Consider the following 12215-nt stretch of genomic DNA (forward strand, 5'->3'; position numbering starts at 1 on the left):
AAAATGCCAGGCAATATTGCAATGGCATTGATGGCAATGGGGGCGAATATCGGAGGGAAGGAGTCTTTCAGGCGGCGATCGCCGTCATTGCCGCGATGGCGGCATCGATATCCGCCTCGCTGGTACTCGGTCCGAGGCTGAAGCGGATAGCGCCTGCCTCCCCGCTGCCGAGGTCTTCATGGACAAGTGGCGCGCATTGCAGGCCGGTGCGCACGGCGATGCCGTAGTCGCCGTCGAGGATCGCCCCGGCGTCGCTGCTCGCCATGCCATCGACAGCGCAGGAGAGGATCGGCAGGTGGTTTTGCTTGAGATTCCGAGCGGCATAGAGCTTGATCCTGGCGATTTTGCTCAGGCCGTCGCGCAGTTTCTCGGTGAGTTGCATCTCTCTTATAAAGTTTTCCGCCATGTGGCCCTCGACCAGGGTCAGACTTTCATCAAGACCGAGAATGCCGAGAAGATTGAGGGTGCCTGCCTCGAGGCGGTGGGGGTAGGTGAGAGGTTGGAAGGGATTGACGGAATCGACGCCGGTGCCGCCGTAGCGGGTGGGCAGGGGGTCGAGGCCGGGGGCAAGAACCAGGCCGCCGATACCACTTGGCCCGAGAAGGGACTTGTGGCCGGTGAAGGCCAGACCCTGCACATTCCAATCCGCCATGGCGATGGGGATGCAGCCGGCGCTCTGGGCGACATCGATGATCAGCGGAATCCCGCGGCTTCTGCACAGGGCGCCGATCTCGGCCACCGGCTGGACCGTACCCAGGACATTCGAGGCATGGGTCATGACCACCAGGCGGGTGGTGGGGCGGAGGCTTGCGGCAAGGCGGGCGGGATCGATGAAGCCGTCCTCGCTAAATCCCACCAGATCGCAGGAGATGATACCCTGTCGCTCCAGATGCCGCAGGGGGCGAAGCACCGAATTGTGCTCCAGGCGGGTAGCGACGACATGGTCCCCGGATTTGACAAGACCCTGGATCATGATATTAAGGGCATCGGTGGCGTTCCCGGCAAAACAGACCTGGCTGTCAACTCCGGCCCGGAAAAAGCGACCGATTTTTTTGCGCACTTCTGTAACAATATCCGCCGCCTCCAGTGCCCGGTCATAGCCGCCGCGACCGGGCGAGACGCCCAGCTCCAGGTAGCGATCAAGGGCCCGGTGCAGACAATCGGCCGGTTTGGGGCAGGAGGTGGCGGCATTGTCGAGGTAGATCATCGCTTTCCTCTTAACTGCAGGTTTGGGGATTGGGCAGTCCAGCCAGGCGCCGCGCACCGTTTTTGATGCCGCCGGGGAACAGGGCTTCGATCTCCAGGAGGGTCATATCGGTACCCTTTCTTAATTGATTGTTGAGCGGCGCACGGCCATGGCTGGCGTAGAACTCGCGGAGGAAGCGGATTACCCGCAGGTGCCGTTCGCTTGTTTCACCAAGGCCGCACTCCGCCGCCAGAAAATGGTATAGATCCTCGTCCCAGTCCCTGAAATCGTACAAAAAACCCTCGTTATCAAAGACCACTTCCCGTTGCCCAATGGTGCGGACAACGGGGCTTAAACCGGTCTTCTCAGGCGATGAGGGAGCCGACACCAGCTAGTTCTCCTTGGCAAGCGCCGCCTTGACCTTGTCCGGGGTGGCCGGCAGGTTGCAGATCCACACGCCAACGGCATTGTGGATGGCATTGATCACCGCCGGGGCGGTTGGCACCATGCACATCTCACCGACACCGGTGACCCCCAGTGGTCCTTTTGGCCTCTTGGTCTCGCGGATAATGGTCTCCATGGCAAAGTGCTCGCGGATGGTCGGGAACTTGAAGCTTACCCAGTCCTTCGTCTTACCGGCAACATATTCCTCGCGCAGGGCAAAGCCGACGCCCATATCCATGCCGCCTTCGAGCTGGCCGGTGAGATTCAAAGGATTGATCACCGGCCCGGCATCGACGGCGGTGGTCATCTTCAGTACCTTCACCTTGCCGGTTTCGGTATCCACCTCCAGCTCCGCCAGTTGTACCGCATGAACCTGGGATTCAAAGGATGGTCCCTGGCCGGTCTTTGGATCAAGGGGTCCGGCGTCCTCGTTCTTTTTCCGCCCAAGGTACCGCCGTGGTTTGCCGGCGGCCTCAAGTTCGCGGCCGGTGGCGCAGCCGGCCTCGGCCATCGCCGCCTTCAGCTGGGTCAAGGCGTCGATCAGGGCGCCGCCGATCATATAGGTGATCCTGCTCCCCGCCGCCGGGCCGCTGGCCGCGGTATTGTCGGTATCGCGGGTAAAGAGGCGGATCTTTTCAAGGGACACGCCCATGAACTCGGCGGTGAGCTGGCAAAGCATCGAATCGTTGCCTTCGCCGGGGTCGGCTGCTGCGGCGTAGATGCTGATCGTGCCGTCGTCGCCCAGTTCCACCGAGGCCACCGACACATCGCCCGGCCCGCCGATACCAAAGGCCCCGGCGGCAAGGCCGACACCGCGCCTGATCCTTCCCTGCTGAGATGCCTTGGCCTCACCAACGGCCCTTTGGTAATGGGGGCGCATTGCCTCCATCAGTTCGGGGAAGGGCCACTCACCGACTACCCGGCCGGTGGATTTGGCCTGGCCGGGCCGCAGGGAGTTGTGGAGGCGGAAGTCGAAGGGGTCTACGCCGATCTTGTCGGCGAGCATGTCCATGGCGCATTCCAGGGCGAAATTGATCTGTGGTGGACCGGCGCCACGAGCGGCGCTGCCCCAGGGATTGTTGGTATACACCAGGCGGCCGCGGGCCTCGACATTGGGAATATTGTAAGAACCGGAGAGCATGAGCAGGGCCCGGTTGACCACCACGTGGCCGATGGAGTAGTAGGCGCCCTTATCGACCACGAAGTCGTTGCAGTAGACGCTCAGTTTGTCGTTGGCATCGACTCCGAGTTTGACCTCCATGGCAAAGGAATGGCGCTTGGAGGTCATCAGCATGCTTTCGGCAAGGCTCGGAATATAGCGGATCGGCCTCTGGAAATGGATGGCTGCAGCGCCAGCGATACCCTCGGAGATGACATCGATCTTGATGCCGAACTGGCCGCCGGAATAGGCCTCGATATACTTCATGTTTTCCCAGCCGAGAGCTGCCTGGAGCATCGACAGATGGTAGTGGATATTGATGCTCCGGCCGATGATCACCAGCTTTGCAGGCTCATCCGCACCATCTTCTCCTTTTTCCTCCTCTTCGAAATAGGCGATGGTCGCCTCCGGCTCAAGGGGTGCCTGGTGATTGATCTGGGTGGTGAAGCGGGCGCTCACCACCGCCGCGGCGTCGTTCAGGGCCACAGCGGCATCGCCTTTAAGCTGCGGCTGATCAAAGCAGAGATTCGGCAGATCGTCGTGGACCGGCACCGCCGAATTGCCAAGGGCTGTTGCCGGGCTATCCATGACTGGCAGGGGGGAGAGTTCCACCTTGATCGCGGCGAGCGCCGCCTCGGCCTGTTTCTTGGTCGCTGCCGCTACCGCCAGAATGGGATCGCCGATATAGCGGACTTTGTCCTTGCACAGCACCGGTCGATCCGCCACCAGGTATTTGAGGATATTGGTGCCTTTAATATCGTCCGCCGTCATGACGCCCTCAACCCCCGGCATGGTCAAGGCCGCCGAGGCGTCAATGGCGACAATCCTGGCATGGGGCAGATGGCTGCGCAGCACCGCCAGTTCCAGCGCCCCTTCCATCCGGAAGTCGGCGGTGAAATGGGCGGTACCGCAGGCCTTGGCCATCGCCGAAGGCCGTGGATGGGCGATACCGAGGCCGCCCTGGTCGGGTTTTGGCCGGATACCGTCCGGGTGGATTTCGCCCCGGAGGAAGCGGCCGGCAAGCTGCACCGCTTCAATGATCTTGGTATAGCCGGTACAGCGGCAAAGGTTGCCGCGCAGGGCCTGGACGATCTCGTCGTTGGTCGGGTTGAGGGTGACGTCGAGCAGGGCCTTGCTCGCCATGATCATCCCCGGGGTGCAGAAGCCGCACTGCACGGCGCCTGTCAGAACGAAGGCCTCCTGGATGAAATGGGGGTTCTCCGGTGTTCCCAGTCCCTCAACGGTAATTATCTCCGCGCCGTCGAGATCGGCGACCCGGGCGAGACAGGCGCGCACCGCCTTTTTGTCGACAATGACCATGCAGGCGCCGCATTGGCCCTTTCGGTCGCAGGACTGTTTGGCACCGGTCAGCCGCAGATCGTTGCGGAGCAGGTCAAGGAGAACCGCTTTCGGCTCGACGATCCACTCGTGGCGGACGCCGTTGACCCGGAGTTGCACTCTTTTCATGATGGTTCCTTTCAAAGGTAAAGGTGGTTGAGGAGATCAAGGAGGACGCTCCTTTGCAAGATACTGCGAAACGGAAGCCGAAACCTCACGACAAAACAAGCAAATAGACGATAGCACCGCACCTCAAATGTGCAAGGGGATTCAAGGTTCAAAAACTCCTCTTCCCAGTGGTGGGGCGCACCCGAATACAACGCAATTTCCATGCCGCGCGGCGCTCTCCGTTTCCCTCCGTTCTTGTCTGTTCTTTGCCTTTTATGCCAAGTTCGAACAGATCCTTGATCCCGATTCGGATCAAGGATCTCTTTTGTATTTAACTTCGATGAGTTGCAAAGATCCATTCACGGATCATGATGGTGATAGAGTATTTCTTTATATTGCAATGAGATAGGCGGTGCTGCTGATTCGTGCATGGATCATCGAATACCTTCCTCGCATCTCAAACCTCATCTTGCGAGATATTACGACAGTTGGTCTCCTTAAGGAGGAGGGCGGCGATCAGGGCAATGACGGCAAAGCATACCATAAGATAAAAGCCATGGCGATAATCGGCGGCGGCATAGACGCGGATGCCGTTGACCATCTTGCCGTCCCAGGCATAATCGGCGAGAAAGCCGAACAGCGGTTGCATCAGGGCGGTGCCAATGAAGCAGCCGGTGTTGACGACGCTCACCGCCATGCCGGAAAGGTTGGGATCGATGAGTTCCTTGGCGGCGGCAAAGGTCAGGACGAAACCGGAGCCGGCCAGGCCCATGGCGGCAAAGAGCAGCATGCCCGATATCCCCGGCGTCCATGGCAAAAAGAGGAGCACCAGCCACACCGCCAGATAGAGAAAGACGCAGAAAAGCAGCAGCGGTTTGCGTTTGCCGATGCGATCGGAAAACCAGCCGAAGAACATCGCGCCAAAGGCGAAGGCCAGCAGCATCACCGTGATATGATCGGCGGCAAACGACCGTTCCACAGCAAAGACGTCGCGCAAGAAGGGAATGCCCCACAGCCCCATAAAGGAATACAGCCCGCCGATCATGCCGAACTGCACCCAGAATCCCGGCCAGATGCGCAGGGTGGCGACGACCGACAGAAGACTTCGCCACCACTGCTGCCGCGGTTTTCCGGGCGATGGTGCGCCGTACGGGTTGGGGGCGGCAAAGCCGAGGTCCTGGGGTTTGTTCCTGACAATGATCACGGCAAGACAGGCCAGGGCCAGAGACAGGACACCGATGGCGATGAACACGGCACGCCAGGAGAAAAAGGCGAGGAGCGCCGCCAGGGGGCGGGCGGCCAGCACCGATCCGAGGTTGCCGATCAACAGGGTCAGGCCGCTCATAAAGCCGAAGACCCTTTCGGCAAACCACAGGGAATTGCTCTTCATGATGCTGACGAAAATCACCGACACCCCGAGACCGACGAGGAAACGCCCGAGGCAGGCCATAGCGAAAGTGTCGGCCAGGCCGAAGCAGATCGAACCGAGGCCGGCGATGAGGTTGCCGCCGATCACCGAGATCCTGGTGCCGAGGGTGTCGGCGATGATTCCCGAGGGGATCTGCATGCAGGCGTAAACAATGAAGTAGAGGGCCGATAAGGTGCCGAGTTTCGATCCGGTGGTCTGAAAGGCGGCCATCAGGTTTTCCGCGACGACGCCCGGGGCCATACGGTGAAAATAGACGAGGATGTAGGAAAGGATCAAAACGCCGAAAATCGACCATTTGACCAGGGAATATCTGCCGTTTGCCGCTATTTGCTGCTGAGAACTCTGTGCGCTCATACTGTTATCCATGTTCAGGTTTATTCCTTGCCGGAGCCGGAGACCGACCGGTGTCCCCGGGGCGACGGAGTAGTGCCTGGCGGCCTGTGACCGCCAGGTGGTTAGGCCTTCAGTCCCTCGACATATTGCATGAGGGCGTTAATGGTCCGGTCAAGGGCCGGGCGGGATTTATCGGAGCTGTAGACGACGCAGGCGCCGAGGATGCCGGCACAGACGATCTCCGCCGCCGCTGCCGGATCGGCGGAGGCCGCCAGGGTTCCCTGCTGCCGTTCCAGGGCAAAAAGATCCTCGATCATTGTCCGCAATTTGCCGAACCCCTGGCTGACCTCCCGGCCGAGATGCGGATGTTCGTCGCTTAGTTCAACGGCAAGATTGACGAAGACGCAGCCGCCGGGAAGATTGTCGCTGTCGCTGAGGTATCGGTCGCGATAGTTAGCAAGCAGAGCAAGTATCCTGTCGATTGGCCGCTCTATTTCCGCAAGGCCCGCAAGGTTGCGCTCGCGCCACAGTTTGCGGGCAAGGCTCAAGGCCTCAAGGAACAGCTCTTCCTTGTTGTGGAAGTGGTTGTACAGCCCGCCCTTCGAGGCGCCCACGCCCTCGATTATCGACGAGGTCGAGGTGGCGGCATAGCCTTTTACGGAGAATTGCCGCAGGGCCTCGCAGAGAAGCTTGTCCTTGAGATTCATGGATGGACCTCCATTTTCGGCAAAAGGGAGACCGGTCGGTCTGTTTTTTCATGGTAAAAAAACGGCCGTACTGTCCGCCGTTTTGCATGCAACCACCAGGATCGTCGTCAAGAGTACCGCGACATGAGGCTACCGGCAAGGTCTTTCTCTTTGCCCCGGGAAAGTCGCAATCGAAGGCTCACAAAAGGAGGTCTGACAGCTTCTCCGGCGAGGCCGCCGGATAGGTCCAGTTGGCGGCAAGCGGGGCGGCCGGGAAAGGGCGGGAGGAGGAAGAACCTTGCTTTCGCATCCTCATACCGCCAATCTTTCCGCAGGTATTTCTGTTGTTTTTTGAAGTATTCGGCTATATTTCTGGAAGGTTCCGTCAAGAGATTGCTTTTCACTCAAGAGAGGGGGAGAGAGGATAACGAACCTTGCCGGGAAAAGTGAAAATGGAGGGTGGTGCTTGAATCTGGGTAGCAATAGAACCAGCGACACCACACAATGCATCTCTTCTGCTCAACTCTTTAGTAAGGATTAGTGTGTTATGACGACTGCATACAAGACGATTCTGTTTACGTCAAATCTCTCCACGGCCAGCCGCGTTGCATTCAAACATGCGCATATGCTGGCGAATCAGTGTGATGCAAAGATTATTTTGCTCCACGTCATGGAGAAATCCCCCAGCAATTATGAGAGCCACATGATTGGGCTTTTCGGCCATGACAAGTGGCATCAAGTCTTGAGAAACAATAAGGAAGAAGCCAAGCATGCCCTGGTTGGCAAGGTTTCGCCCAAGCAAATGGCGCGAACCGCCCTCAGTGAATTTACCAGGAACAATGAAGATGACGATCAGGACTTCATCATCCCGCCGAGCGAAATAGTGGTGAAAGAAGGCGATGTCGTCGATGCCATTCTCGGCCAGGCGGCCGAGCATAAGTGCGACCTTATCATCATGGGGGCTAATGAGGGATTGCTGTCCGGCTCCTCGGTCGGCGGCACCATAAAATCAGTACTGAAGAAAGCGAAAGTTCCGGTCCTCGTCGTACCGGCAAGCCTAGGCTAAAGCTGGATCCCGCCGGCCGGAATTGCCGGGTCGAGTCTCTTTGGCGATATCGTCGGAAGGGGCCGGGCTCAGTGAATCCCACCGGATTTTCTGGGAATTGTGGAGGAAATCGCGGGGATTCAAGTTCTTTCTGGCCTTAACAAACAGGGCCTTGCCGACGACCTTCCGCGTTCGGCCGGTGCGCGGCATAAAAAAAGCCCGAATGTCAAATTTGGCTGACATTCGGGCTTAATCATTTAATGGTGCCGGAGGTCGGAATCGAACCGACATGGGGTTGCCCCCGCTGGATTTTGAGTCCAGTGCGTCTACCAGTTTCACCACTCCGGCGTAGGGATCGTTTATACCTTACTTGGTGGTTTTCCGTCAAGGGGAAAAGGCGATAAGCCTTTAATCCGTTGGTCTTTCAAGGGAATTCTCCTAGATATTACCAAAGGCGAACGCCATATTCCTCCTACCGTAAGCCGGCGATAATCCGGCCCATCGCGCCGGCGGTTTTGCCGTCAGTGGCGATATCCTTGCCGAGGATCTCGATCATCGATTCAAGCGATTGCTCGTCGTCATTGAAAATGAGGGGGCGAGTCTCCGTCTGCCGGTGACCGAGAACTGCCAGAACTGTCTCGTACAGCGCAGCCGTGGCAGGCGACAGCAAGGAGCGCGGGTCATGGTTGCCGCTCCTCATCTGCGCTGCCCGCAGAGACACGCCCTGAACCCCGAAAATCAAGGCGATGGCCATATAGGTTTCCAAGGTTTTGACGGATTTTCGCGCGAGATTGGCGGAGTTAAAGCCCTGGCTGTTGATGTTCTGATTGAACTGCTCGGCATGGGTTGGAAAGCGGTCGGCTATGGGGGTCCCGTAATAGGACAGCAGTGGCATGATCGAATTGCCGGCGATCTGCAGACCCTTAAGACCCATATTGACGCGCCGCCCTGGATTGCCCACCAGCGACGGCGGCAGGCCGGAGTTGAACTCCGGGGCCACCAGCAGGGCGATCTGCGCATCCATGTGTTTGGCCATGAGTCCCAGGTAGTAGCGCAGATGATCCATCCATACGGCCACATACTGGCCGAGGAAATTACCGCTGTGCAGGCTGAGACAATTGTCGCCGTCGATGAGCGGGTTGTCGTTGGCCGAGTTCATCTCAATCTGCACGGCCGCCGAGGCCTGCCGGAGACCGTCGAGCAGCGGTCCTACGAACTGCGGCAGACAACGCAGGGAATACCGATCCTGGACCGGCTGGCCGTCTTCGGCGTCGTGGTGGCCATCCAGTTCGTTACGGCACATGGTCGAACCATCAAGAAGTTCAAGCATGAGTTCCGCCGTCAGGATCTGTCCCGGATGCGGTTTCAACTGCTGGATGAAGGGGTGGAAGGACTGGTTCGAGCCGCGCAGACTCTGAATGACCAAGGCATGAAATCCAAGGGCCAAGGCGCTGAGACGCCTGGCGTCATAGAGGCAATTGGCGGCAATCCCGGTCATGACCGAGGTGCCGTTGACCATGCCGAGACCTTCCTTGGGGCCAAGCGTCAGAAGTTTGAGGCCGAGGCGATCAAGAGCGGTCAGGCAGCTCATTGTTTCGCCACCCATCTGCACCTGAAAGCAGGCATCGGCGCCAACCAGGGCACCGGTGATCGAGGCGAGAGGAGCCAGATCGCCACTGGCACCGATCGAACCCATATTGCGAACCAGCGGCACGACACCATTGTTTAAAAAGACAAGAATGCGTTCGATGAGTTCGCGACGCACCCCCGAGGCGCCGCGCAGGTGCGAATTGGCCCGCAGCAGCATGGCGGCGCGGACGTCTTCCAGGGGCAGATACTCGCCGGCGCAGACATTTAAGAAGCGCAGCAGGTTGTTCTGCAGGGCACAGAGGTCTCCCTCGGCGATCATCACGTTGGCCATGCCGCCGAAACCGGTATTGACGCCGTAGATCGGCTCGCCTGTGCGCACCGCCCACTCGATAAACGAGGCCGAACCGTCAACCCGGGCCATAATCGCCTGGTCCCTGGTAAGACTTACCGGCCGGGCATATCGCGCCGCCGCCACGACCTCGTCGATGGTCAAGCCATCGCCGGACAGAACCACCTCGGGCAGATCGGCGGCCTTGAAGCGGGCATCCGCCGGCAACTGCCTGGAAACCGGCCGTTTGGTCAGCGCCGTACAGGCCGGGTTGGCTTCGATATCCCGGCGGATAAGATCAAGAATGCGGTGCGCCCGCTGCGAATAGAGCTTGATCGAGTTGCTGTCCGGCAGGTCGAGAACCCGCTGCATCAGCAGCCCGTCGTCGTCGAACCAGCGCGGCGCCAGGCCTCCGAAGAAATAGCCCTGCTCCCGCAGGATGTCGATTCCAAAGGCATTCCACGCCTCTCCGAGACGTACGAACACCTGCAGGACCCTCGCCCCGGACTGCAGTGCCTGGGCCTCGAATCCATCAAGAGCCCGGGCAAAGTCCTGACCCATGGTGAGGATTTGCAGCCGCGCCACCTGGGCAAAGTCAAAATATTCCGTCGAAACCCGTGTGGTAATGCTTGCCGGCGGCTGCTCATCCGCGGGGAGAACGAGGCGGTCAAGAGTCAGGCCCTGCAGCAGGAATTCCAGGGCCTCCCGGTAGCAATCAGGAACAAACAGGCGACGCTGGTCACCGGCACTTGGGCCGAAAAGCAGCAGGGTCGATACCCGGTCCCCCGGGAAATCCAGGGACAATCCATAGGCGCCGGCCGGCATCAGGCCGATCTCAAGGGCCGTCTCCACAAGGCCGCTCATGGCACCGAATTTCTGGGTGACCACCTGATGGCAGGGCGCCTCGCTGAAATAGATCTCTACCCCATGTTTAGGGATGAGCACATCCTTGATATGCTCCTGTAGCAGTAGGGCGGTACGCGAGCCGCCGCGGTAAGCCGGATGGATGACATGGCTGCCGATTTCATAGACGCCGGGGTAGGGCGCCGAACTGCGGAACATGCTGCCATGGCCGACAATATCGCCGGCCGGGGTGCGGGCCACCGTGCTGTATAAAAGACCCAGGCGGTTCTCCTCCAGGAGCCGTTCTGGAATGTAGTAGGTCGCAAAGGGAAAGGAGTCCCCATAGACCTGGTAAAAGAGTCTGGCCACCCCCCAGGCGTCCTCTGCTTGCAGGAGATCAACGGTGAATTCCTGGCCTTCGGCAACTGGGCGGTGCTCGGCCTTGAGTTTATCGAGGGCCTGGGGGAGGGTCATGGCGACCGCTTTGGAGTCGATGGTCCAATCGGCCAGCTTGCCTATGTCATTACGGGGCAGGGCTGGGCCAAATAGTATCGACTTGGGTTGTTCAAGATGGCTCAGACGTTCGGCGAGATAGGCGCGCAGCTCACCCGCGATATCTTTGCCCGGGGCTATCCCGTCCTTGAGCACGACAAAGGCCTTCAGGCGGTCTCCTTCCTCCGGCCGCATTAGCCGCACCGCGCAATCGGCCACAACGGCATGGCCACGCATTACCTCACAGACCCTCGCCGGATAGATATTGATACCCGCCACCTGCACCGCGCTGTCCAGGCGTTTTTTTACGACAAATCGCCTTTCATCGACCCATTCCAGCACATCCTGAAAGGCAAAGGGTTCAGACATCCCGCCATCTTCAAGCTCCCGGACGAAACGATCTTCACCATGACGTTTCCAGGTGGCCATCAGGGTCAGAGGGTCGTCGAGGCTGTTGCGATAACCCATGGCGCCACTTTCCGAGGAGCCGTAGACCTCAACCATCATCTGCAGGCCCTGCCGACTCAAGGTGCGAATGACTTCCGGCGGGCAGGGACCGGTTGAGGTAACGCCGATGACCGAGGCAGGAAAGCGCTCTGCGGTCTTGACGCACAGCTGCCAGATATGGGGAAAGCCGATGAGCGCATCGCCGGGCTGCAGATCCTTGATGATCGCCGCCGGCCGCTTAAAGCGCTGGTCGCTGCGTCTTGCCTTGAGGGCCTTGGGGATGAGAATGGTGTAAATAAACCCGTAAATGTGGTGCGGCGGCACCAGACCGATGATGTGGGAGCTGCCCTGCAGCATTTCCGCCAGGTGCCAGGCGTCCTGTTCGAGGAAATAGAATTCACGGACGATTGCTTTCGGCTCACCGGTGCTGCCGGAGGTGTAGAAGGTGATGCTCTTCGGCCTGGCGGTGGCGAGTTGCTGCACCTGCCGTGCCCAGTGGCCGAGGGTCGGCAGACCAGTCAAACCGGCAGCGAGGTCCGGCGCAAGGCCAAAGAAACCAAGTACCCGAGCAGCGGTCACATCCAGTTGTGCCTGGTTTAATTCGAGAAAATCCTGTCCGAAGGGACTTTCCGGAACAAGCAGCAGTTCGTCGCCGAAGACATCGGAGATTTTTCGGAATTTTTTGATTTCACCAAAGACCAGACCACGAATAACGGTGAAAAAATCTTCAAAATCAAGGGTAAGTTGCTTCATTATCGGGCTCCTGGTGAGTTATGGGATGCGGCTG

At 59.2% G+C, this 12215-nt stretch carries 8 protein-coding genes and 1 tRNA gene; 1 reads left to right on the forward strand and 8 read right to left on the reverse strand.

Translation table 11 applies throughout. The annotated features are described in order from the left end of the window. Positions 1 to 67 precede the first annotated feature (67 nt). From OEL83_03825 to OEL83_03845, 5 genes are all read right to left on the reverse strand, one after another. Positions 68 to 1207 carry an aminotransferase class V-fold PLP-dependent enzyme gene (locus OEL83_03825; protein ID MDK9706159.1) on the reverse strand — a complete coding sequence of 380 codons (1140 nt, stop codon included), beginning with the start codon at positions 1205 to 1207 and terminating at the stop codon, positions 68 to 70. A 10-nt stretch (positions 1208 to 1217) separates the two neighbouring features. Then, positions 1218 to 1574: a TusE/DsrC/DsvC family sulfur relay protein gene (locus tag OEL83_03830; protein ID MDK9706160.1), complete on the reverse strand. Its 357-nt coding sequence runs from the start codon at positions 1572 to 1574 to the stop codon at positions 1218 to 1220. A gap of 3 nt (positions 1575 to 1577) precedes the next feature. Continuing rightward, entirely contained in the window at positions 1578 to 4256 is a 2679-nt protein-coding gene (locus OEL83_03835) for a molybdopterin-dependent oxidoreductase (GenBank protein ID MDK9706161.1), read from the reverse strand. 436 nt (positions 4257 to 4692) lie between these two features. Further along, entirely contained in the window at positions 4693 to 6018 is a 1326-nt protein-coding gene (locus OEL83_03840) for an MFS transporter (protein MDK9706162.1), read from the reverse strand. Between the two features lie 101 nt (positions 6019 to 6119). Beyond that, positions 6120 to 6704: a TetR/AcrR family transcriptional regulator gene (locus tag OEL83_03845; GenBank protein MDK9706163.1), complete on the reverse strand. Its 585-nt coding sequence runs from the start codon at positions 6702 to 6704 to the stop codon at positions 6120 to 6122. 526 nt (positions 6705 to 7230) lie between these two features. Here OEL83_03845 and OEL83_03850 point away from each other — a divergent pair. Next, positions 7231 to 7749: a universal stress protein gene (locus OEL83_03850; protein ID MDK9706164.1), complete on the forward strand. Its 519-nt coding sequence runs from the start codon at positions 7231 to 7233 to the stop codon at positions 7747 to 7749. Here the strand turns inward: OEL83_03850 and OEL83_03855 are convergent. From OEL83_03855 to OEL83_03865, 3 genes are all read right to left on the reverse strand, one after another. Further along, positions 7741 to 7971 carry a hypothetical protein gene (locus tag OEL83_03855; GenBank protein ID MDK9706165.1) on the reverse strand — a complete coding sequence of 77 codons (231 nt, stop codon included), beginning with the start codon at positions 7969 to 7971 and terminating at the stop codon, positions 7741 to 7743. The two genes, OEL83_03850 and OEL83_03855, sit on opposite strands and share 9 nt — an antisense overlap. 18 nt (positions 7972 to 7989) lie before the next feature. Continuing rightward, positions 7990 to 8076 (reverse strand) — tRNA-Leu (locus tag OEL83_03860). Positions 8077 to 8200: 124 nt separating this feature from the next. After that, positions 8201 to 12181 carry an aromatic amino acid lyase gene (locus OEL83_03865; GenBank protein ID MDK9706166.1) on the reverse strand — a complete coding sequence of 1327 codons (3981 nt, stop codon included), beginning with the start codon at positions 12179 to 12181 and terminating at the stop codon, positions 8201 to 8203. Positions 12182 to 12215 lie beyond the last annotated feature (34 nt).

It is taken from the genome of Desulforhopalus sp., from assembly GCA_030247675.1.
In the GTDB taxonomy this organism is placed as follows: Bacteria; Desulfobacterota; Desulfobulbia; order Desulfobulbales; family Desulfocapsaceae; genus Desulforhopalus_A.

What these genes read in the sequence shown, in the direction of transcription:
- OEL83_03825 (MDK9706159.1), bottom strand. Translation starts at nt 1,207, where the DNA reads ATGATCTACCTCGACAATGCCGCCACCTCCTGCCCCAAACCGGCCGAT.
- OEL83_03835 (MDK9706161.1), bottom strand. Translation starts at nt 4,256, where the DNA reads ATGAAAAGAGTGCAACTCCGGGTCAACGGCGTCCGCCACGAGTGGATC.
- OEL83_03840 (MDK9706162.1), bottom strand. Translation starts at nt 6,018, where the DNA reads ATGAGCGCACAGAGTTCTCAGCAGCAAATAGCGGCAAACGGCAGATAT.
- OEL83_03845 (MDK9706163.1), bottom strand. Translation starts at nt 6,704, where the DNA reads ATGAATCTCAAGGACAAGCTTCTCTGCGAGGCCCTGCGGCAATTCTCC.
- OEL83_03850 (MDK9706164.1), top strand. Translation starts at nt 7,231, where the DNA reads ATGACGACTGCATACAAGACGATTCTGTTTACGTCAAATCTCTCCACG.
- OEL83_03855 (MDK9706165.1), bottom strand. Translation starts at nt 7,971, where the DNA reads ATGTCAGCCAAATTTGACATTCGGGCTTTTTTTATGCCGCGCACCGGC.
- OEL83_03865 (MDK9706166.1), bottom strand. Translation starts at nt 12,181, where the DNA reads ATGAAGCAACTTACCCTTGATTTTGAAGATTTTTTCACCGTTATTCGT.